22 protein-coding genes and 1 riboswitch are annotated in these 21,438 nt (G+C 42.1%); of the genes, 4 read left to right on the forward strand and 18 right to left on the reverse strand.

What is annotated here, in order from left to right; genetic code table 11:
- Nucleotides 1-2: 2 nt before the first annotated feature.
- The 4 genes from cccB to secA all read right to left on the reverse strand — a co-directional run bounded on the left by cccB (nucleotide 3) and on the right by secA (nucleotide 5,179).
- Complete coding sequence (cccB, locus tag QNH43_RS26245; RefSeq protein ID WP_283916281.1) at nucleotides 3-344, reverse strand: cytochrome c551; 342 nt, start codon at nucleotides 342-344, stop codon at nucleotides 3-5.
- Nucleotides 345-393: 49 nt separating this feature from the next.
- Nucleotides 394-1,209: a YitT family protein gene (locus tag QNH43_RS26250; protein WP_434060217.1), complete on the reverse strand. Its 816-nt coding sequence runs from the start codon at nucleotides 1,207-1,209 to the stop codon at nucleotides 394-396.
- A 187-nt stretch (nucleotides 1,210-1,396) separates the two neighbouring features.
- Nucleotides 1,397-2,495 (reverse strand): peptide chain release factor 2 gene (prfB, locus tag QNH43_RS26255; protein WP_283916283.1). Its coding sequence is split into 2 segments (ribosomal slippage): nucleotides 1,397-2,431 and nucleotides 2,433-2,495, totalling 1,098 coding nucleotides; the frame shifts between segments, so codons are not numbered across the junction.
- Between the two features lie 170 nt (nucleotides 2,496-2,665).
- Nucleotides 2,666-5,179, reverse strand: a complete 2,514-nt coding sequence (gene secA, locus QNH43_RS26260; RefSeq protein WP_283916284.1) for a preprotein translocase subunit SecA — start codon at nucleotides 5,177-5,179, stop codon at nucleotides 2,666-2,668.
- A gap of 419 nt (nucleotides 5,180-5,598) precedes the next feature.
- Between secA and QNH43_RS26265 the strand changes: the two genes are divergently transcribed.
- The gene (locus QNH43_RS26265; protein ID WP_061141195.1) at nucleotides 5,599-5,922 is read left to right on the forward strand and encodes a helix-turn-helix domain-containing protein; all 324 of its coding nucleotides are present in this window, start codon (nucleotides 5,599-5,601) and stop codon (nucleotides 5,920-5,922) included.
- 108 nt (nucleotides 5,923-6,030) lie between these two features.
- Here QNH43_RS26265 and QNH43_RS26270 read toward each other — a convergent pair whose 3' ends face one another.
- The 11 genes from QNH43_RS26270 to QNH43_RS26315 form a co-directional block, all read right to left on the reverse strand.
- On the reverse strand, nucleotides 6,031-6,171 hold the full coding sequence (locus QNH43_RS26270) for an anti-repressor SinI family protein (protein WP_283916285.1): 141 nt from the start codon (nucleotides 6,169-6,171) through the stop codon (nucleotides 6,031-6,033).
- Nucleotides 6,172-6,201: 30 nt separating this feature from the next.
- Nucleotides 6,202-6,287: riboswitch (cyclic di-GMP riboswitch) on the reverse strand.
- Between the two features lie 546 nt (nucleotides 6,288-6,833).
- A complete protein-coding gene (gene hpf / locus QNH43_RS26275; protein WP_098371577.1) occupies nucleotides 6,834-7,391 on the reverse strand; it encodes a ribosome hibernation-promoting factor, HPF/YfiA family in 558 nt (185 codons plus the stop codon).
- A 163-nt stretch (nucleotides 7,392-7,554) separates the two neighbouring features.
- The gene (locus QNH43_RS26280) at nucleotides 7,555-7,962 is read right to left on the reverse strand and encodes a flagellar protein FlgN (protein ID WP_283916286.1); all 408 of its coding nucleotides are present in this window, start codon (nucleotides 7,960-7,962) and stop codon (nucleotides 7,555-7,557) included.
- Nucleotides 7,963-8,128: 166 nt separating this feature from the next.
- Nucleotides 8,129-8,392, reverse strand: coding sequence for a flagellar biosynthesis anti-sigma factor FlgM (gene flgM, locus QNH43_RS26285; protein ID WP_283916287.1), 264 nt, complete (start codon nucleotides 8,390-8,392; stop codon nucleotides 8,129-8,131).
- 194 nt (nucleotides 8,393-8,586) lie between these two features.
- The gene (locus QNH43_RS27670; RefSeq protein ID WP_349654792.1) at nucleotides 8,587-8,790 is read right to left on the reverse strand and encodes a hypothetical protein; all 204 of its coding nucleotides are present in this window, start codon (nucleotides 8,788-8,790) and stop codon (nucleotides 8,587-8,589) included.
- 26 nt (nucleotides 8,791-8,816) lie between these two features.
- The gene (locus QNH43_RS27675; protein WP_349654793.1) at nucleotides 8,817-9,005 is read right to left on the reverse strand and encodes a hypothetical protein; all 189 of its coding nucleotides are present in this window, start codon (nucleotides 9,003-9,005) and stop codon (nucleotides 8,817-8,819) included.
- A 95-nt stretch (nucleotides 9,006-9,100) separates the two neighbouring features.
- Nucleotides 9,101-9,793: a ComF family protein gene (locus QNH43_RS26295; protein WP_283916288.1), complete on the reverse strand. Its 693-nt coding sequence runs from the start codon at nucleotides 9,791-9,793 to the stop codon at nucleotides 9,101-9,103.
- Nucleotides 9,786-11,177, reverse strand: coding sequence for an ATP-dependent helicase ComFA (locus QNH43_RS26300; RefSeq protein WP_283918456.1), 1,392 nt, complete (start codon nucleotides 11,175-11,177; stop codon nucleotides 9,786-9,788). Before QNH43_RS26300 ends, QNH43_RS26295 begins: the two co-directional genes overlap by 8 nt.
- Nucleotides 11,178-11,300: 123 nt before the next feature.
- Entirely contained in the window at nucleotides 11,301-12,143 is an 843-nt protein-coding gene (locus QNH43_RS26305; RefSeq protein WP_283916289.1) for a DegV family protein, read from the reverse strand.
- A gap of 184 nt (nucleotides 12,144-12,327) precedes the next feature.
- A complete protein-coding gene (locus QNH43_RS26310) occupies nucleotides 12,328-13,011 on the reverse strand; it encodes a response regulator (RefSeq protein WP_283916290.1) in 684 nt (227 codons plus the stop codon).
- A gap of 47 nt (nucleotides 13,012-13,058) precedes the next feature.
- A complete protein-coding gene (locus QNH43_RS26315; RefSeq protein ID WP_283916291.1) occupies nucleotides 13,059-14,201 on the reverse strand; it encodes a sensor histidine kinase in 1,143 nt (380 codons plus the stop codon).
- 620 nt (nucleotides 14,202-14,821) lie between these two features.
- On the opposite strand from QNH43_RS26315, the gene QNH43_RS26320 reads away from it, so the two are divergent.
- Nucleotides 14,822-15,457, forward strand: a complete 636-nt coding sequence (locus tag QNH43_RS26320; protein ID WP_076368294.1) for a YigZ family protein — start codon at nucleotides 14,822-14,824, stop codon at nucleotides 15,455-15,457.
- 178 nt (nucleotides 15,458-15,635) lie between these two features.
- Nucleotides 15,636-16,658, forward strand: coding sequence for an LCP family protein (locus tag QNH43_RS26325; protein WP_283916292.1), 1,023 nt, complete (start codon nucleotides 15,636-15,638; stop codon nucleotides 16,656-16,658).
- A 219-nt stretch (nucleotides 16,659-16,877) separates the two neighbouring features.
- Here QNH43_RS26325 and QNH43_RS26330 read toward each other — a convergent pair whose 3' ends face one another.
- From QNH43_RS26330 to QNH43_RS26340, 3 genes are all read right to left on the reverse strand, one after another.
- Nucleotides 16,878-17,936, reverse strand: a complete 1,059-nt coding sequence (locus tag QNH43_RS26330; RefSeq protein ID WP_283918457.1) for a glycosyltransferase family 4 protein — start codon at nucleotides 17,934-17,936, stop codon at nucleotides 16,878-16,880.
- 91 nt (nucleotides 17,937-18,027) lie between these two features.
- On the reverse strand, nucleotides 18,028-19,131 hold the full coding sequence (locus QNH43_RS26335) for a glycosyltransferase family 4 protein (RefSeq protein WP_283916293.1): 1,104 nt from the start codon (nucleotides 19,129-19,131) through the stop codon (nucleotides 18,028-18,030).
- Nucleotides 19,132-19,149: 18 nt separating this feature from the next.
- Nucleotides 19,150-19,893, reverse strand: coding sequence for a WecB/TagA/CpsF family glycosyltransferase (locus tag QNH43_RS26340; RefSeq protein WP_283916294.1), 744 nt, complete (start codon nucleotides 19,891-19,893; stop codon nucleotides 19,150-19,152).
- Nucleotides 19,894-20,004: 111 nt separating this feature from the next.
- Here QNH43_RS26340 and QNH43_RS26345 point away from each other — a divergent pair, with 111 nt between their 5' ends.
- Nucleotides 20,005-21,435 carry an O-antigen ligase family protein gene (locus QNH43_RS26345; RefSeq protein ID WP_283916295.1) on the forward strand — a complete coding sequence of 477 codons (1,431 nt, stop codon included), beginning with the start codon at nucleotides 20,005-20,007 and terminating at the stop codon, nucleotides 21,433-21,435.
- The last annotated feature ends 3 nt before the right edge of the window (nucleotides 21,436-21,438 follow it).

The following is a 21,438-nucleotide window of genomic DNA, read 5'->3' on the forward strand; positions in this document are numbered from 1 at the left end:
CATTACTTATGTCCAGCAAGCCATTCTGCGACCATGCTCGCTTCTTTGCCCTGGATTATACCTTTTGGCATTCCACCTTGGCCATTCGCAATGACTTTTTCGATGTCTTCTTTCGAAAGCTTGGAACCGACCTTCGTTAAATTCGGCCCCACGCCGCCTTCAAGATTCACCGCGTGACAGCTTGAACATTTGTTTTCATAAATTTTAGCGGCATCACCGGCACCTGCCGTAGTCGTTTCATTATTTTCACTTGCAGGCTCTTTATCTGCAGCATCATCGTTCCCACCGCATGCAGCCAAGGTCAAAGAAGTACCCAGAACTAAGGCTAACCATTTCACTTTCATTGAATTTACCCCCTCTGATTTATACCAGCACAAGAACATTATACCAATTTCAATCCAGTTTAAAACCCTCCCCGAGTACCTCCGATGCGTCCATTACAATTACAAACGCTTTAGGGTCAACGGGTTTCACCAATTGTTTCAATTTGGTGAATTCCGACTGGTCTATTACGCACATCAAAATCGGACGAGTATCATCCGTATAGCCGCCATACCCGGATATGCCTGTTACACCCCGGTCCAGCTCATGTATGATAGCATCCCTTACTTCCATTTCTTTATTCGTGATAATTAATGACATCTTCGACCGGTTCAATCCAATCTGGATGAGGTCGATCGTCTTGCTTGTCACATATAGCCCTATTAAAGCATAAAGCCCTTTTTCAATATCAAAGACGATGGCAGCACTTAAAACGATGATTCCATCAATGACAGCAACACATGTCCCCAATGACAGATGGGTATACTTATGGAAGATCTGTGCCGCCAAATCGGTCCCCCCTGTGGAACCCTTCCCGCGAAAGACGATCCCCAGCCCAAGTCCGACCATCATCCCCCCGCAAATCGAACCAAGCAATGCATCGTTCGTCCATGCATCCCAATCCTTTGTCAGAAATACCACTAAAGGCAAAAACAAGGTTCCAATCAGGCTTTTGGCTCCGAAATGTCTTCCAAGGATAATAAGCCCCGCAATGAACAAAGGGATATTAAAACCCCAAAGTACATAAGCCGGCTCCCAACCGAGAGTTGAATCGAGAATCGTGCTAATCCCGCTGACCCCTCCGGATGCAACCTGGTTAGGCAGTAAGAAAACATTAAAACCAATGGCAATTATGGCCGAACCGACAATCACCAATCCATACTCCATTAACTTTTGAATTAAAGGGTGCTTCTGCTCCCGGTACCTTTTCTTCATTTTGCATATGTCTCCTCGAACCATCATTATTAACTAGTATTGGCCGAACGAGGTAGAGCATCCCTTTTCCATCCTGTAAATGTCAGCCAGGAAATCATAAAAAAAGCCGGACCGGGGAAACCGGTCCGACTGGCTGATTTTATAATTTTGAACGCAAGTACGCATCAATGAACATATCGATATCCCCATCCATGACTGCTCCCAAGTTTCCGGTCTCCGCACTAGTACGGTGATCCTTAACCATGGAATACGGGTGGAATACATAAGAACGAATTTGGCTTCCCCAGCCAATTTCCTTTTGCTCACCACGGATTTCATCCAATTCCGCTTGTTGCTGTTCAATTTCACGTTGATACAATTTGGCTTTCAGCATATTCATGGCCTGGGCCTTGTTTTTGATTTGAGATCTCTCGTTTTGGCATGTTACCACGGTGTTCGTAGGTATATGGGTGATCCGGACTGCGGAGTCCGTTGTATTGATATGCTGACCACCTGCACCACTTGCCCGGTACGTATCGATTTTCAAATCTTCCGTGCGTACTTCTATATTGATCGTCTCATCGAATTCCGGCATGACTTCACATGAAACGAATGAAGTATGGCGTCTCCCTGAGGAATCGAAAGGAGAAATCCGGACAAGACGGTGTACCCCTTTTTCCGCTTTCAAATAACCATAGGCATTATGTCCTTTGAAAATTAAAGTGACACTCTTGATTCCAGCTTCATCACCTGGAAGGTAATCAAGGGTTTCCACTTTGAAACCTCTTTTTTCACCCCATCTTGTATACATGCGAAGCAGCATGGAACCCCAATCCTGGGACTCCGTTCCGCCTGCACCTGGATGCAGTTCGAGAATGGCATTTTTCGAATCATATTCTTCACTTAGTAAAAGTTGAAGTTCAAAGTCATTCATCTTTTGCGAAAGAATCGTGATTTCTTCTTCCAGCTCAGCCAAAAGTTCTTGATCATTCTCCTCTTTCACTAATTCATATGTCAAATCCAGATTTTCATATGATTCATTCAGTTCGGACAATTGATTGACTTGCTCTTTCAAAGCATTCGTTTCATTGATGACATTTTGTGCTTTTTGCTGATCATTCCAAAAATCGGGATGTGTCATCTCATTTTCAAGCTGTGCGATTCGTGCCTCTTTTTCATCTAAGTCAAAGAGACCCCCTAAAGTCCGTTAATCGTTGCGCTGTCCGTTCAAGTTCATTTCTTATTTCTGCTAATTCCATTTCTCTTCACCTCATTAAGTATGTTAAAAAAAATCCCTGAAGAGGGATTCGTTTCATTACAAATAAACCTCTTCAAACTATATGCAAATATATGGCTTTATGCAAACTAAACATGAAAAGAGGCGGCAAGCCTTACACTTAACCGTCCCATATTCATTATACACCTAACTTTAGCCTAAATTGCCATGGCAATTCTTATATTTTTTACCGCTGCCGCATGGGCATAACGCGTTTCGGCCAACGTCTTCCTTTTTACGGGCAGGGGCTTTTTTCACTTTCCCCCCGTCTTCTTCCTTCGGATTGACCGCTTGACCTTGTATGACTTCCTTACGCTCCAAATTGTTGCGGATTTCTGCCTTCATGATGTATTTGGCGACTTCATCTTCCATTGAAGCAATCATGGCTTCAAACATTGCGAAACCTTCAGATTGATATTCACGTAACGGATCGATCTGGCCATAAGCACGAAGGTGGATCCCTTGGCGCAATTGCTCCATTGCATCAATATGGTCCATCCACTTACTATCGACTGCACGAAGAACGATTACTTTTTCGAATTCACGCATTTGTTCTTCAGATAGCTCTTCTTCTTTTTGGTCATAGCTTTCTTTCACTTTCGCTAAAATGAACTCAACCAACTCCGATTCATTTTTTCCTTCCAATTCAGCTACAGTGATTGAACCTTCATTAAATAGGTTACCATTCAGGTAATCCACAAGGCCTTGTAAATTCCAGCCTTCCTCATCACCCATCGGTGCAAACGCGACAACATTTCGCTCGATGGATGCCGTAATCATCGTTTCGACGATCTCACGTAAGTTTTCACTTTCCATGACATCGAAACGCTGTTTATATATAATTTCCCGTTGTTGACGGAGAACATCATCATACTGCAGTAATTGCTTACGTGAATCGAAGTTATTGCCCTCGACCCGTTTCTGTGCGGATTCAACGGCCCTTGTCACCATTTTACTCTGAATTGGCTGGGAATCATCCATTCCAAGGCGTGCCATCATGTTTTTCATGTTATCCGAACCGAAGCGGCGCATCAATTCATCTTCCATTGATAAATAGAATTGAGTGACCCCCGGGTCTCCCTGACGGCCTGACCGACCACGCAGCTGGTTATCTATACGCCTGCTTTCATGACGTTCCGTGCCGATGACGGCAAGGCCTCCAAGCTCCTTGACACCTTCACCAAGCTTGATATCCGTACCGCGCCCTGCCATGTTCGTAGCAATCGTAACTGAGCCCTGATTACCTGCATTCGCAATGATTTCCGCTTCACGCTCATGGTTCTTGGCATTCAAAACATCGTGAGGGATTCCTTTTTTGGATAAATAGGCGGAAATGACTTCAGATGTTTCGATGGCAACCGTACCGACAAGCACTGGCTGACCCTTTTGATGACGCTCGGCGATATCTTCCACAACAGCCTTGAATTTCCCATCAGTCGTCGCGTATATAAGATCTGCCCTGTCATCCCTGATGATATTCCTGTTTGTCGGGATCGCAATGACATTCATATTATAAATATTGCGGAATTCCTCTTCTTCCGTTTTGGCTGTACCGGTCATACCTGAAAGTTTTTCATACATCCTGAAATAGTTCTGGAATGTAATCGTCGCAAGAGTCATGCTTTCATTTTGAATTTCAAGTCCTTCTTTCGCTTCGATCGCCTGGTGGAGACCTTCACTGTAACGGCGGCCTTTCATCAAACGGCCAGTGAATTGGTCAACGATGACTATCTCGCCTTCCTGGACCACATAATCCACATCCAAATGCATGGAAACATGCGCCTTTAACGCCTGATTTATATGATGATTCAAAGTAACGTGATTAATATCGAACAAATTATCGATATTAAACGCTTTTTCAGCCCGATTCATCCCATCTTCCGTCAGCTGTACACCTTTTGTCTTTTCATCATATGTGTAGTCCGTTTCTTTTTTTAAGGTTCTCACAAACGCATTGGCCTGGATATAAAGCTGAGCCGATTTTTGTGCGGAACCGGAAATGATCAATGGCGTTCTCGCCTCATCGATCAAAATCGAATCGACCTCATCAATGACAGCAAAGTGCAGCGGGCGCTGTACCATCTGTTCTTTATATAACACCATATTGTCACGAAGATAATCAAAACCTAACTCATTATTCGTACTGTACGTAATATCCGCATTGTAAGCCGCCTGCTTTTCTTCTTTAGAATGACTGTTCAAATTCAATCCGACGGTCAAACCAAGGAAATCATACAATACACCCATCTCGGTGGCATCACGGTGTGCCAAGTATTCATTGACAGTAACGACATGTACACCTTTACCGGTAAGCGCGTTTAAATAAACAGGCATGGTCGATGTTAAGGTTTTACCTTCCCCTGTTTTCATTTCGGAGATATTTCCATCATGAAGGGATGCCCCACCCATGATTTGAACACGGTAAGGATATAAGCCCAGAGCACGCTTTGCACCTTCACGCGCAACCGCAAAAGCCTCGACAAGCAAATCATCAACGGTTTCCCCATTTTGATAGCGCTCTTTAAACTCATCCGTTTTGGCACGCAACTGTTCATCCGATAGTGCAGCCGTCCCATCAGCCAGTGCTTCGACCTGATCGGCGATTTTTTCTAAACGTTTGATTTCTCGCTTGTTCGGATCAAAAACTTTATTTAATATATTAAGCATTCAATAACGCTCCTCTATTATGGTAATGATCGTTCAATGACTAAATTCATATAAGTAAGAAGAAACACATCTTCTATTATTACTAATGCACGCTTAATTTTACCACTTCTATTCTAGAGGTACAACTTCATGTCACTTGCCTGGTATAGACCTGAATTCAATTCTTGCGAAAAACAATGGATAAATGAGGAGCAAAACTGTTAAAATAGAAGGAAGTATATAAAATATGTTGCAAACTCCCCACTATTCCATGTGCAAATGAGAATTATCCATAACCTTCCATCACTAGATGCTGTGTCCTCTCTAGCGATAGCATGTCAAGGTAATCCAACCTTACAGGCGTCATGTTTTGAATGATAAGGTGGGCTACTGAAACTTAATAGCGGAAGATAAATAGAACATGTTTCGAGGTGGTATTGATGATTGGTGAACGTGTAAAAAAACTGCGAGAAGAAAAGAAAATGTCGATGACTGAACTTGCCGATAAAGCGGGTGTGGCAAAGTCTTATTTAAGTTCGCTCGAGCGGAACTTACAAACGAATCCTTCTATTCAATTTCTTGAAAAAATCTCCGCCGTACTTAACATTCCTGTCGATGCCCTGCTTTATGATGCACCAAATAAGGAAACTTTGGACAATGACTGGATGAAAATCGTTGAGGAAGCCATGAATTCAGGTGTTTCAAAACAACAATTCAGGGAATTCATCGAGTTTAATAAATGGAGAAAAGATAAAGAAGAGTAGAGTGGTAGTGTACTAGTTTACCTACATAATCCAAGTTTGAATAAACCCTATAAACAGCTAGTGAATCGAACCACTGTTTATAGGGATGTTCTCGATCTTGTTCGGAACCTATTTTCCATCGTTCTCCTCAAATGTTACCTCAAGGCTTTCCTTTTTCAAAAAAGCACTGATTTCCTCTTTTTTGAAACCCAAGCTCCTTGCTTCTGAAATCAATTTCACCCATTCTTGATCCATTGCCACATTAGCCACCTCTTCTACCTCCTAAAATACTCTTGTATTTCAGGCAGACCAGCCATCATAGTCACAAGGACCTTAGACCTGTGCCTTTGCGTCCCAATCTTTCAATAAGTTTGCCTTTGTCGTGGTATTTATTACCATATAGTGCTTATAATCATATTATAACGGATATACACTCCATATATTGCTATTTTATGTCGGTAATCTGCATAAAAGCAAAAACTTTTATCCGACAAAATATTACAATATCAAGAAAATTCATGGTGCAGGTAAATTATGATGGACTAATTCAATTTCGTTTTTTTGTATAATAGTGAATATTGCTCTTCTTAATAGTTGGTTGGGGTATATTGATTCTCTCAATTATAAGTGCATCGAGGGCCTTTTGCGCAGTTAAATCCTCATCGCATTTCGGGCAAAGCCACTTTCCATATTCCGCACTGCTAAAAGATGCCCAATGGCATGTATGGCAATTCTTTTGATACAAGTTATCCAACCCCTCTGCACCTTGATCAAATTGTTTTTTTATAAATTACTATACGTTCTTTTTAAAGAACCGACAATTCGAGTATAGTGCAAAAGATAGGGGTAATTGGTAAATCCAAAGTAAACGAACCCTATCAAAAAAGCACAACCCAGAGGCCTGGGTTGTGCTTTTGGTCTTAGATTAATAGTTAACTAGGTTCAATCAACCCATAGCGTCCATCTTTTCGGCGGTACACTACGTTCGTTGTATTCGTATCCGCATTCGTGTAAACGAAGAAACTGTGACCAAGCATATTCATTTGTAAAATAGCCTCTTCACTGTCCATCGGCTTTAAATCAAAGCGCTTATTGCGGACCACTTCAATATCATTATCGTCTTCGAATTCATCCACCACTTCGTCAACATCCGTATTGAAGGCGAATGCATCGGGTGTAGTCGATAGATTGTTCCGGAACTTACGATTGACCTTCGTTTTATGTTTACGAATTTGGCGCTCAAGCTTATCATTGATCAAATCAATGGCAGCATACATATCCGCATTTTCCTCTTCAGCGCGAAGAACCAAATTCTGCATGGGAATCGTCACTTCGACCTTAGATGTATTATTGTTCACTTTTAAATTCACTAACACATTTGCATCTGGTGTATTGTTAAAATATCTTTCTAACTTGCCAATTTTCTTTTCGACGTATTCTCGAATTGCTGGAGTTACCTCAATGTTTTCACCGCGTACGTTGTAATTCATAAAGTGAGTCCTCCTTAAATTAAGACTATACAGTTAGATTCTACAATACCCCTCCGGTTCCCTTTAGAAACACATCATGAAATATGTCGAAATAATGAAACAATTGTCGGAAGGTTTGGAAAGGGTTGATGTCTGCCCTAGCTTCATTATATCAAATGCTATGCTATAAAGAAAAAATTAAGCCTATATTATTTACAGAAAATTTAAAAATATTTAACATAAAAACCGTTTGGAATCCAAACGGCTGGTTCCGCGGTCTCAGAATATCCAAAGAGACACTGATGAATTGAAGGGACTGATAGATCAATTGCTGATTTAAACCGTTCCTCTCCTTCAGCTTTGCCACTTCATCAATCAATTCCGCTTTTAGCATTGCAAGGACTTCCGTATCTTCAGGTCCTGTCAGTTCCGTCACGGTATGGATGGAGGCAGGCTGTCCCGCCATTCCATTGGCTGCAAGAAATTCCCCGACTGCCCTTTCCCTTTCCTTATCCGTTTGACCGATGGCTTTAATATGCTTTTGTTCCGAAATCAGCAGGGCAGTAATCGCCTCGGTATCATTCGCTTTCAAAATGGCGTTTTCCTTATCGCCAATTGATTGAAGCTTTTATGAAGCTTGATCAATTTTTCAAGCGATCCGATGATGTTCCGTGCAGACAAGTTCCTGCCTCCTCCGCTCATAAATGAAGGACGGAAAATGGCTCCGTCCACTTCATTCAAGCTTTTACATTGAAAATTCATTTCCGGTAAAAATCGATGAGACCCTTTGCCGTTGCTTGTGCATTCAATTTATAATTTCCTTTTTCAACTTGGATTTTCAATTCGTCCACTTTTGCTTGTCTTGCAGCAAGAATCGGGGATGATTGCTGCATTTCTTTTGCCTCTGAAGAAATTTCTACTTTATCCGAGGATTTGACCTTGGACTCTTTGATATTCCCCGTTTTAGTGGCTTGTAGTTTATAAGGGTTAACACCTGTCATACCTACGTTATTGATTTTCATATTCCAGATCCTCTCCTTCGGTCGATTTTATAAATCCCATAATGTTTCAATTCATTAACACATGAAAATGGCTCTGGAATGTGTTATTCTCCCTATCTTTAATTGTTTCCTGTAATCTTTCCTTAGACACCCATTGTCGAATTCTGTTCTCAATATCGAATATTTTAACAAATAACGCATCACGTTTCCATGATTTATCCTTTTTGATCATCCTTCATGTAGTACGTATTTTTTTTATCATTTCCTAGAATTCCAGTCACGCGCTTTTCCTCATTTTCAAATGCCTGCAAATCCGTAACGAGTGTATCCCTGCACTTGCCGCATAACCTTCCGCTCTTGATGTTAGCGCCGCACTTTTCACATGGAATTCCTAGATTGGCAAACTGCGCAATCCTCAACTTTCCGGTTCTCACAAATTTAATTATTAACGTTTCTCAACGCCAGTGTCCTTAACCACCTGCATCATGGACGCCGTTCTATTTACTTTCTTGCGGAAATATGCATAAACTTTATCATATTGGGCTTCTTCTTCTTTATAACAGGCATCGCATACATCCCGGAATTTCGTCATAACGAATAACGAATTACAGTTCGGACAGTTGAATACTTCCATCGAGGCCCCTCATTCACCATCACAGCGATTATTCTTTAGTGTATATATCGAATAATCCCGGCGATACTTTAGGATATTCATTAAAATAAGCTGTTTCACCTAGCCAGGGTGATGGATGATACTTCTTTGGCCCCAGCCATTATCAATGCTTTCGCTGCATGCCTGAGAGTTGTGCCTGTCGTGTAAATGTCATCGATGATCAAAATAGATTTATGCTCCAGCAAATCAGATTGCATGACCTGAAAAACCTGCGGTAATGAGATTCTCTCTTGCCGTGATTTTTTTGATTGTTTTTCCGTATGTATTCTGGTCAAGGTCTCAACCGTGTGAAGTCCAATGAGATCTGCCAAAGCCTGCCCTTGGTTGAATCCCCGCTCCCTAAGCCGTTCATGACTAAGCGGGATGGCCGTTACTAGGTCAAATTCCATGTCTTTTAACCTTTCTTTCAAAAAAGGGGCGAAAACCTCAGCTAATGCATAATCCCCCCGGTACTTATATTTAGCAATAATATCTTTTAAGTGTTCATTATAATGAAATAGAGATATGTTCATCGACAAAAAGCCTCCCCATTCACCATCCCTTTCCCATCTTGAACAATCCAGACAGAGGTCACTGGTCATATATTCCCCGTCCAACTCCCTTGAGCACATTGAACATGTCTTTCCGGTAATCCTATTAAGTTTCCCCTCACATACTTCGCAGATTGCCCTTGCCTCGGCCCGCTTAAGCAAGCTCCTCCATGTCAATGCCCGACTCATTCCATCATCACAAACAAGACATCTATTCATCCAGCAGCCCCCTTTTCATGGCATCATTATTCATTATTTGTATATGGTGAACCGCATCGACCATCGCTTTACTTTTACCGTAATGAAAAAAGGTGATCGTCCCGGCGGGGTTAGCAAAGCTTCTCCCTACCCTGCCGGCAATCTGAACGAGGGCACTTTCAGAAAACACTTCATGTTCAGCACCGATGACGGCTACTTCCAACCGATCAATTGTCACGCCGCGTTCCAGGATGGTCGTTGTCAGTAATCCTGGAACCATTCCATTCCTTAGTGCCATTACCTTTTCCTTTCGATCAGGGTGCCTGGAGTGGACAATCGATAATTTTGGGGACAGCCTTTGGAACAGCGGAATGGCCTGCTCCATCACTTGAATGCTTGGAAAAAACAAGAGGAAGGGGATTTTCTGCTTAAGGCGTTCACTTACCCATCCGGTGATTGTGGGGGGAATCTTTTGTTGAAGAAATAGTTTTTGCCAATTGCCGCTCCACTTCATTCCAGGGACAGGAATTGGCTGACGATGATAACGGGCCGGGATTATGACGGCTTTCAATTTACCGCTTCGGTATAGCCGCTGCATCCGTTTTGAAGGTGTGGCGGTCAAGTAGATGGTCGCCGCAGAAACCTTTTTCGATTTATTTACCGCATAATGCAGCGAATCATCAATTGAGTAGGGAAACGCATCGACTTCATCAACGATGATGACATCGAAAGCTTCAATAAAACGGAAAAGCTGATGTGTCGTGGCAACGGTCAGCGGCGAAAAGCCATGTCTATCTGCACTGCCGGCATAAAGGGTCATGACTTCAATCGCAGGAAAGGCTTTTTTTAACCTTGGGGAGAGTTCGAGAACGACATCGGTCCGCGGTGTTGCCAAGCATATCCGTTTCCCTGCATGCAAGGCTGCCTCAATCGCTGGAAATAGGACCTCCGTCTTCCCCGCCCCGCATACAGCCCATACCAGGAATTCATCTTTTCCGTTCACGGCTTCAACGACACGGTCGGAGGCATTTTGTTGACCTGACGATAAAGTGCCTGCCCAACTCATCACATTGTCAGGAATCGTAAACGGAATGCCGGGCCCGGTCCACCTATAAAGCTTGGCACATTCACTGACCCGTCCCATCATGATGCATGAGCGGCAGTACGTGCAATCTTGCTTGCAAATCTTGCAAGGGAATGTATAAAACAACGTTTGATCTTTGTTACCGCAACGTACACAGTTATAACTGCCGTTTTTGGATTGCACGCCGAATGTTTCCGAGACATACCCATTCTTGAGGTGCTCTGCGAGGAGTTCTTGGGAGAAGGGGATTTCGAGGGCCAAAAGGTGTTTTCCGGTGAGATGGTTCTGAAGTTCCGGGGAATAAGGGGGGGAAATGCTCATGTTTTCCAAATTGTAACCTCCATTTCCTGATAAATTAAACTCCTCCTTATCATTCGCTTTTTACTCCCGGATTCCTTTTTGAATCCATAAAAAACGCCTTTCACTTAGTAAAGGCGTCACAGCTTAAATTTTATACCAGCCCATCCCCATTGAACCTTCGCCCAGATGTGTTCCGATTACCGGACCGAAGTAGCTGATGTCGAACTCGACATTTGGGAACCGGGCTTCAAGCTCGGCTTTACAGTCTTTAGCTTCACTTTCCCGTTTTGCATGAATGATGACGGCTTTATATTTCTCGCCGCTCGCCGCGTCTTCCCCAAGTAAATCGGCAATCCGTTTCATCGCTTTTTTTCTTGTACGGATTTTTTCGAATGGGACGATGACTTTATCAACAAAATGGAGGACCGGCTTCACTTGAAGCAGACTGCCAATCAATGCTTGGGCACTGCTTAAGCGGCCGCCGCGCTGCAGATGGGATAGGTCATCTGCCATGAAGTAGGCCCTTACCGATGGTTTCATTTCTTCGAGCCTTGCCATGATTTCTTCTGCACTTTTACCATCAAGTGCCATCATTGCCGCCTCGATCACGTAAAACCCCTGTACCATGCAGCTGATTTCCGAATCAAAGGCATGAACCCTGATTCCTTCGACCATTTCACCTGCAGATACCGCTCCTTGATACGTTCCGCTGATGCCGCTCGATAAATGAATGGAAATAACATCATCATATTCTTTTTGCAGTTCCTCGAACTTCTCGACAAACTTCCCGATTGGAGGCTGTGAAGTGGTCGGCAATTTCTCCCGCATCTTCACTTCCTCATAAAACTCATCCGCAGTTATATCAACTTCCTCCCGGTACGCTTCATTGGAAAAAATGACATTAAGCGGCATCATATGTATATGTAAACGATCACGTATTTCCTTAGGTATATATGCAGTGCTATCTGTTACGACTGCGGTTTTCATAATAGTACCATCCTTATAAAAATTTACTGTATCATATTCACCATTCTATCCGAAAATGCCTTTTTTTGCATTAATAGCTTTCTGCATTACCAAGAATTTGAATCGGGTCATCCATCCAAAAAAAAATCCAGCCCTTCAGCACGCATTGCGGTACATGAAGAGCCGGACTTATCGAACACTTTAATTACTTCACTTCCACCCAGCCATTTTTAATAGCTAGGACAACCGCTTGTGTACGGTCATTCACATTCATCTTCTGAAGAATGTTACTCACATGGTTCTTGACTGTTTTTTCACTGATATATAGAGTTTCGCCGATGGCCCGGTTGCTTTTCCCGTCCGCTAAAAGTTGAAGCACTTCACATTCGCGTCGAGTCAATAGGTGAAGCGGCCTCCTAATTTCTATCGTATGTATGGAATCACGATCAGCACCCTCTTCAGCTGCCAAGCGGCGATATTCTTTAACCAAATTATGGGTCACCTTCGGATGAAGGTATGAGCCGCCTTCAGCGACTACACGCACAGCATCAATCAACGCATCTGCGTCCATTTCTTTCAAAAGATAACCTTGTGCTCCTGTTTTCAATGCGTGCTGCACGTAGTTTTCATCATCATGAATGGAAAGGATGATGACTTTTGTTTCAGGGTAACGGTTCACGAGCATTTTTGTTGCTTCGACCCCATTCATGGTCGGCATGTTGATATCCATGATAACAACATCAGGTTTATGTGTTTCAACGAGGTCCATCGCTTCGCTTCCGTCATCACCCTCGGCAACAACATCAAAGGATGATTCAAAATCTAATATGCGCTTTACGCCTTCACGGAAAAGCTGATGGTCATCGATAATGATGATACTAGTCTTCAACGGCTTCTTCCTCCTAGTTTCTATTTAATATGTCTATTCTCTATAATTTATAAATGGTAGGGAACTTGTATAAACACCAAAGTGCCTGCCCCCGGTTGTGAATCGATCGTCATTTCACCTTCCAGCAGCTCGACTCTTTCCCTCATTCCTACCAAGCCAAATGAACCTTCTTTTTGAATCGAAGAGTCAAACCCCTTTCCATCATCTTTGACGACGACGGTCACCATCTCCTTGGAAATGGACAGTTTAACTTGAATCTGTTTTGGGTCCGCATGCTTCAATGAATTTTGTACAGACTCCTGAACCAGCCTGAATAAAGCGACTTCCATATCGGAAGGAAGCCTTTTGACCTGTCCAAGGTTGACGAAATTCAGATTCACACCATTATTATAGTCTTCGGTCGTTTGCAGGTACTTTCTGAGGGTAGGTACAAGGCCTAAATCATCAAGCGCCATAGGACGAAGGTCATAGATGATCCTGCGCACTTCATATAAAGCATTCCTTACCATGACCTTTAAACTGCGGATTTCCACTAACGCTTCATCAGGACCTCTCTCCCGCTGCACTCGTTCTATCAAGTCTGAGCGCATCATGACGTTTGCCAGCATTTGCGCAGGGCCATCATGAATTTCACGTGAGAGCTTTTTACGTTCCTGCTCCTGGGCTTCGATTATTTTCAGGCCGAAGTCCTGTTTGCGTTTCGCTTCTTGAAGGGCTTCCCCCACAAATTTAAGATCCTGGGTCAAATAATTCTGCACTACCGATATTTGCGAAACGAGATGCACCGCTTTATCGATCGTCTGCTGCAGTCCCCTTAACCTTAACTCAAGCTCATCCCGGCGATTACGGAGCTCTTTCTCCAATTGCCGGTTAATTTGTAAATCGACTTGCAGCTTATGTGCCCTTTCATAAGCATCGCGCACCTGTTCTTCAGAAAAATGGTTGAAGTGCATACTGACTTCCGAAAGCCTTTTTCGAGCAAACCTGGCTTTTGAATCCAATGCATCGCTGTCGGTTATCACAATGGCAACCCTAATTTTCACATCATCAAGCTCTTTTGATAATGACTCGAAATCCTTTCGGCATTGTTCGCCGATATCAAAGACTTCATCCTTACTCTCACTAACAGTGCTCACCATTGTTTCTAAGATCTTGTCCAATGCTTTAGCATCAACCTTTTTTATGGACATTAAGATCCCTCCACTTAAATCAAAAGACTTAAACAATTTATTGTCTTAAAGACTATGTATATGGAAAAAAGTTCTTTCCCTTTTTCATGAATGGTTAAATTTCAGGAAACATTTGTATGAAGTAACCTTCATGAACATATTGTACCAAAAAAAGTTTAAAAATACGTTAATTCCCTTTTATGATTTCCATAAAATGTACCTATTTATTACTATACATCTCATATTTTGGCCACTTACGTCTGCCTATTAAAGGCAGAAAGCCATTTCAATTATCCTAATACAAAATATCCTTTTCAATCAAATGGGATATTCCGCTCCATTGATTATCATATGAAATAGATGCATTTATTAAATGGCAAAATCCCTGAAATGAGAGGACGCATTAAAGTAAAGTCAGGATAATGGCACGGAACTCATGTTTTTCCTACAATGTTATTCTTTTAAGCATATATGACCAGCTAATAACAATAACAGGCAATGAAATTAATTATAACACGTACAGCTTTTTCTTATATTAAAGTTTCTTTACACATGCGGTATGTAAATGAATCGTCATTGCCACTTTTTCCGCAAAGCCTTATAATAAATCAACTAATAGGAAGTACGAAGGTGGAATGGTAATGCTCACTAAATATTTAACGGTGGCAGGTCGCGGCGAACATGAAATCGTCATTGAAAAATCCCGTTTCATTTCCCACATCGCCCGGGTTGAAACCGAAGATGCCGCACAGGCCTTTATCCAGGAAATCAAGAAAAAGCACAAAGATGCTACACATAATTGTTCCGCTTATATGATCGGGGAACAAAATCAAATCCAAAAAGCCCTCGATGATGGGGAACCGAGCGGAACGGCAGGCGTCCCTATCCTGGAAGTGCTTAAGAAAAAAGACCTGAAAGACACCGCTGTTGTTGTCACACGATATTTTGGCGGCATCAAACTTGGTGCTGGCGGCCTCATTCGCGCTTACAGCAAAGCGACTTCAGAAGGAATTAATACCACTGGTGTGGTCGTAAGAAAACTAATGCGGGTCATTTCGACAACCGTCGACTATACCTGGCTTGGAAAATTGGAAAACGAATTGCGATCTTCCATTTATCAAATAAAGGAAATTCAATACCTTGATCAGGTCATTATCCTTGTATATGTCGAGGAAACACAAAAAGAGACATATACCGCTTGGATTACAGAGCTGACAAATGGTCAAGGCCATATCACTGAGGAAGAAATGCTTTATTTGGAAGAGGAATTCTCCTGATGAACTCCTGCATATTTTTCCTTTTTTACACTGTAATATAATTGAAAAGAAATATTTATTTTACGAAATTATTAAATCATTGTAAAATTAGGTGTAATATATGACGAAATATAAACTGCAGGATTCGAAAAATAGCGATATATGTCTGATGTTCGTTATTTAAAAGGAGAAGAAAAAGATGTCTACTACTAGGCGTGTTTATAAAATTAAAAAAACAAAGAAAAAAAGGCGAAAGAGGCTTTGGTTATTGCTTGTTCCCCTGCTGGTACTTGGTCTGGGAGCTTCTACGTATGCTGCAACCCTGTATATGAAAGCCCAGAATGTATTCAGTGATTCTTATGACCCTGTGGAAGCATCAGCAAAGCGAAGTGAAGCGATCGACCCGCTCGAAGATAATTTCTCGATCCTTTTCATAGGAATCGATGATAGTAAGGACCGTGACTTAAAAGGAAATTCCCGCTCGGATGCTTTAATTCTGGCCACATTCAATAAAGATCAAAAATCTATCAAACTATTAAGCATTCCACGTGATTCCTATGTGTACGTGCCAGCCAAGGGCGTAACCACGAAAATCAACGCGGCCCACGCAGCCGGCGGACCAAAAGCGACGATGGACACCGTAGAGGAGTTATTCGATATCCCTGTCGATTATTATGTTCGCATGAACTTTAATGCTTTCATCGATGTCGTAGATTCATTGGATGGTATCGAAGTCGACGTCCCTTATGAAATAAATGAAATCGATTCACATGACAAAAAGAATGCCGTCCATCTCGAAGAAGGATTACAGACCGTTGATGGTGAAGGAGCATTAGCGTTTGCACGGACACGTAAAAAGGACAGTGATATCCAACGTGGTGAGCGTCAGCAGGAAGTCCTAAAAGCCATCATTGCCAAAGCAACCTCTGCTGGATCACTGACGAAATATACAGACGTAATGGAAGCTGTCGGAGACAATATGACAACGAACCTTAAATTCTCACAAATGAGAGGTTTCATAAAATATGTAACTACCGATAAAGGACTGAATCTTGAAACCATCAAACTTGAAGGTCAGGATTCTACCATTAACGGAAGCTATTATTATCAGCTGAACGATACATCATTAGCGAACACTAAGCTGTTGCTTCAATCCCACTTAAACCTGGGACCGAATGAAGGCAATCAAACCGAAGCCGCTCAATCACAAACACAAGAATAAAGGGAAACCCCCATTCACTCCTGAGTGGGGGTTTCCTTTTTTGAAGCGTTCGCCTCCATATAGCTTAACTTATATGAAATGACATGCTTCGCAGACAGCCTTAAATGATCCACACTCAATACAACAAAAAAAGCCACCAACCGTTACTTTAAACGATTGGTGGCTTTTCATTTATACATTAGCAAAATTAGCTAATCTAGTAATCTATTCCCATAACGATCATGGTTTGTTTTTAAAGTTGAGCATCTTGAGCAACGGCTGATAGTTTGAATTGACCAAACCAATCTTCTCCACGAAAATCTCAATGATCAGCAGGAGTCCCGTCACAAGGATCAAAGCTCCCCACATCGTTGCAAATGAAAAGATAATGGCCGCTAAGCCAAAGCAAGCAGCTAAAGCGTATATGAGCAAGACAGTCTGCTTATGAGTGAATCCCAAGTTTATCAAACAGTGATGTAAATGGGATTTATCAGCAGCCGAGATCGGCTGTTTATTGACGACCCTGCGGATAATCGCGAAGAATGTATCCGAAATGGGCACACCCAAAATGATGATCGGTACGATCAATGAAATCATCGTAACGTTTTTAAACCCTAGCAGGGACAGGACGGCAATGATGTAACCTAAGAATAAGGCACCTGTATCTCCCATGAAAATCTTTGCCGGATGGAAGTTATATTTCAAAAAGCCAAGAGTGCTTCCAATCACGATCAATGCGATCATAGCAACAAATAGGTCCCCTTTAATAAGGGCCATTGTTGCAATTGTCACTAATGCGATCGTTGAGACACCGCCTGCAAGACCATCCAGTCCATCTATCAGGTTGATTGCATTAATGATGCCGACGATCCACAAAATGGTAATCGGTATACTAAAAACACCAAATTCAAGTGTATCGGTAAAGAACGGCAAATTGATGAATTTCACTTCAAGACCGCCCCATAATACGATAATGAGGGCCGCCAAAACCTGGCCCAGGAATTTGGGTGCAGCTCTTAATTCAAAAATATCATCAGCCATCCCGATCAAAATGATGACAAGGGCTCCCACCAGAAGGGGCAGCTGCTCCCCAAAGTCATTCATGAAAAGTAAGAACGGTAAGAACGTAATGAAAAAACTCAAAAATATAGCTAAACCGCCCATGCGCGGCATAATTTTACTATGCACTTTTCGCTCATTCGGTTTATCGGTAGCTCCTAATTTAAAGGCCAGCTTTCCGACAAAAGGAGTCAAAAAAATGGATAATAAAAAGGATACCAACAAGGCCAATACCAACAAGGCCCCTATTAACATCAAGAACCACCTCAATTCCACTAAAAATCTAATACCCGTAACGATCTATAAGAAAACCTATATATAAATGCTTATTTTAATTTTTCATCCTCAAATAAACATTATATACGTTTTCGGCTAAAATCTCTATAGAAAAGTTGCTTTTTGCAAATTTTTGTAAATCCGACCCTATCTTTGTCAGGTCTCCGGATTTTTTTAATTCCATAGCATTGCAGATGGCCAATTTGAGCTGTTCGATATTGCCGATTTCCGTAATCCAGCCCTTGCTCCGATCGGGAATCAATTCCTGTACACCGCCGACATCACTTGTGATTGCCGGAAGACCCGATCTTGCTCCTTCAAGTAAAACCAGTGGAAAACTTTCGCTTAACGAAGTCAATAATGTGATGTCCCCTAACGGGTAGATTCGTTCTAAATCTTCACGATACCCTAAAAAGTGCACATGATCGGATAATCCCTTTTCCGAGACCATCTCTTCCAGAGCGGATCTCCTGCTCCCGTCCCCTGCAAGCAACAGCTTTATATAAGGGAATTCCGATACCACTTCACTTAATGCCGCTAAAGCAAATTCATGACCCTTCACCGGTTCAAGCCTTGCAGGCATGATGACGATGAAATCATCCTTCCCAAACCCGAAATCTTCTCTTTGAAGCGGGAAAGCCAATTCCTTTTCAAAGTCAATTCCGTTCAGGATCTTTGTTATTTTTGACGAATGGATTCCTTGGTCAATCAAGTCCTGCTTAAAGCGGTCGGAAACTGCCAGTATATGATCGGCATATTGAAATGACCTTACATGAAGGCCGGTGAACAATTTTCCTTTTACACCCTGCCCCAAAAAGTCATGATGAGGTGAACTGTGAACAGTAAGGAGCCAAGGGCATTTAATGAGGCGCTTTATAAATGCACCATATATATTCGCCCGCGGACCATGTGTATGGATGATGTCTATATTATTTAGACGGATAAAGTCCCGTAAAGGTTTCAAAATTGAAAGGTCATATTTGGAATGTTGCTTGAAAAGTTCGGTTTGTATCCCGGAAGACCTGGCCCGCCGGTAAAGTTCACCCTCTTCAAATACACCAAGCAAACATTCCTCTTTATTCAATTGGTTCAGTAAGGACATAATATGAAACATTCCGCCGCCAGTTTCATTACCAGCGTTTAAGTGCAAGATTCTCATCCAGTCCACTCCTTATGTTCAGGAACGCTGTACCGTTTTCCTTAACCGCTTAACCTTTAAAACGAATCTTGGCAGCGCAAGCATCCGTTTCCAGCGCGAAGGTTGCTGGATCAGTCGGTACAACCATTCAAGACGCATCTTTTGCCAGATAACCGGGGCGCGGTTCACCTTTCCCGCAAGGACATCAAAGCTTCCCCCAACTCCCATGAATAACCCCTTATTGAATAGCCCATAGTGCTTGGAAACCCATTTTTCCTGCCTAGGGAACCCCAATGCAGTCAAAATGATGTCCGGTTCAAGATCCGCTATCGACTTAGGCAGGGCATCATCCTTTATATCAATGTAACCATGGTTGTATCCCACCAACTCGAGACCCGGGTATGATTCTTTCACTTTCAGGGCCGCTGCTTCAATCACGCTTTCCTCCGCTCCAAGCAGGTATACCTTCAGCGCTTTTTCATCAGCGACCCGAAATAATTCATTCATCAAGTCGAATCCGGTAATCCGCTCTTGTAAAGGTTGATTTAGCCATTTAGAGGCCATAATAATACCAACGCCATCCGGAGTGATGTAATCAGCCGATATAATGATGTCTTTATAATCCTGATGTTCATTTGCATACTCAACTATTTCCGGATTTGCCGTAACGATAAACGTTTTTTCCTGATTCATCAATCTTGGATAGATCATTCCATTCATGAATTCATTCATATTGCTATCAATGAATGGTATGGATAGTATCTCAACAAACTTCTCTGTCATTTCACTTCAGCCTTTCATATGTACTATACATCTAAAGGGTGGGGTATTATTCAAGAAATTTTTTCATACACATCATAGAACGTGATTTTTGATTCAAAGGTGGTTAATCAATTGAAGTTTATAGAAAAGCAATCGTTACCCATTCTATTTCTGTGCCTGCTCGTCCCATTGGCAGTGCCTCACCCTATCGCCGGTTACATCGCAACGGCGCTGATGCTCATTTTTATCGGTATAAATAAAAAAAACCTGTTATTAATTCTATTCATTTATTTCCCTGCCCGTCCCTTATTGATGGAACTGAATAGCGGCTTAACCTATACAGGTGATCTGGTCATCGTCACCTTATTCATTTCTTTGCTTATTGAAAGATTCAAAAAGAACGAATGGCCATTCTCGAAATATCATTTTACCGCGCCATTTTGGTTGTTTTGTTTAATTGGTGCCGGGGCTGCACTCATGAACGGAGTGGGAATCCTCCCCATCCTATTTGAACTCCGTGCATTGCTTATTACATTCTTGCTTCTTTACATTATCGGTGAATTAAATCTAGAAAGAAAGGATATCTTTCGCTTTTTAAAGGTTATCCTAATATTTACAATCCTACTTTGCCTGCATGGCATGGTGGAGAAAATCTTTTCACGTACAATCCTGCTTCCCCACGCATGGGAAATGTGGAATCTTTCACCAACAAACCGGATGAGGATTTATGGAGCACCTGCCAATCCTAATGTATTTGCCTTATTCTTAAGCATCCAGTTATTCCTTAGTTTCTTTCTATTTCAGTCCCTGAAAAAACATAAATGGATCGTCTTCCTGGCAGCCATCCTGCTTTCCGGAACGTTACTGCTTACCTATTCACGGGGCACGATGATTGCATTCGGGTTCTCGGCGCTTGTCTTTATGATATGGACTAGAAATAAACCATTTCTCAAATATGCTGTAGGAGCATTTTGTCTCGGCCTGCTTCTTATTTATTACCCAGTTTTATTTGCATCAAGTAAAGTGGAGGTATCCGCATCGATTCCTATGGAAAATGTGGTAATTGGCAGCACCCCCTCTCCTGAACACGAACATGCCCTCTCCAATCGTTTTTCAGAAATGTTCTCTGATAAAACACTGCACCAAAGTACGGAATGGGGCCGGTTATATGTCCTAATCAAAGGGATTGAAATTTTCACAGATCACCCGATAATCGGTACCGGTCTAGCAACCTTCGGAGATTCTGCCACACTTTCCTATTCCTCACCAATCTATCAGGAATACCAAATTGGTGAAAGGATGTATACCGATAATCAATATATCCAGATTCTGGTCCAAACTGGTGCACTGGGATTTCTTTCAGTTCTTGCATTCATCTTTTTCACCTTCCGTAAAATCCTGAAATCGGGAAATGGCACTTTAGCAGCGTTCACCATCTGCCTGATGTTGGCCGCATTATTAGCAGGACTTTTCTACAATATTCTCGAAGATAAAACGTTTACGCTGATATTTTATAGTTGTTTGGGAATCTGTTTACAGAAGGACATCATTTTAAAGGATTGAAAA

The organism is Peribacillus simplex, assembly GCF_030123325.1.
In the GTDB taxonomy this organism is placed as follows: Bacteria; Bacillota; Bacilli; order Bacillales; family DSM-1321; genus Peribacillus; species Peribacillus simplex_D.

Bases quoted from the DNA above. Each gene is read 5' to 3' on its own strand.
- cccB (WP_283916281.1), bottom strand. From the start codon at position 344: ATGAAAGTGAAATGGTTAGCCTTAGTTCTGGGTACTTCTTTGACCTTG.
- QNH43_RS26250 (WP_434060217.1), bottom strand. From the start codon at position 1,209: ATGGAGTATGGATTGGTGATTGTCGGTTCGGCCATAATTGCCATTGGT.
- secA (WP_283916284.1), bottom strand. From the start codon at position 5,179: ATGCTTAATATATTAAATAAAGTTTTTGATCCGAACAAGCGAGAAATC.
- QNH43_RS26265 (WP_061141195.1), top strand. From the start codon at position 5,599: ATGATTGGTGAACGTGTAAAAAAACTGCGAGAAGAAAAGAAAATGTCG.
- hpf (WP_098371577.1), bottom strand. From the start codon at position 7,391: ATGAATTACAACGTACGCGGTGAAAACATTGAGGTAACTCCAGCAATT.
- flgM (WP_283916287.1), bottom strand. From the start codon at position 8,392: ATGAAAATCAATAACGTAGGTATGACAGGTGTTAACCCTTATAAACTA.
- QNH43_RS27675 (WP_349654793.1), bottom strand. From the start codon at position 9,005: ATGGAAGTATTCAACTGTCCGAACTGTAATTCGTTATTCGTTATGACG.
- QNH43_RS26295 (WP_283916288.1), bottom strand. From the start codon at position 9,793: ATGAATAGATGTCTTGTTTGTGATGATGGAATGAGTCGGGCATTGACA.
- QNH43_RS26300 (WP_283918456.1), bottom strand. From the start codon at position 11,177: ATGAGCATTTCCCCCCCTTATTCCCCGGAACTTCAGAACCATCTCACC.
- QNH43_RS26305 (WP_283916289.1), bottom strand. From the start codon at position 12,143: ATGAAAACCGCAGTCGTAACAGATAGCACTGCATATATACCTAAGGAA.
- QNH43_RS26315 (WP_283916291.1), bottom strand. From the start codon at position 14,201: ATGTCCATAAAAAAGGTTGATGCTAAAGCATTGGACAAGATCTTAGAA.
- QNH43_RS26320 (WP_076368294.1), top strand. From the start codon at position 14,822: ATGCTCACTAAATATTTAACGGTGGCAGGTCGCGGCGAACATGAAATC.
- QNH43_RS26325 (WP_283916292.1), top strand. From the start codon at position 15,636: ATGTCTACTACTAGGCGTGTTTATAAAATTAAAAAAACAAAGAAAAAA.
- QNH43_RS26335 (WP_283916293.1), bottom strand. From the start codon at position 19,131: ATGAGAATCTTGCACTTAAACGCTGGTAATGAAACTGGCGGCGGAATG.
- QNH43_RS26340 (WP_283916294.1), bottom strand. From the start codon at position 19,893: ATGACAGAGAAGTTTGTTGAGATACTATCCATACCATTCATTGATAGC.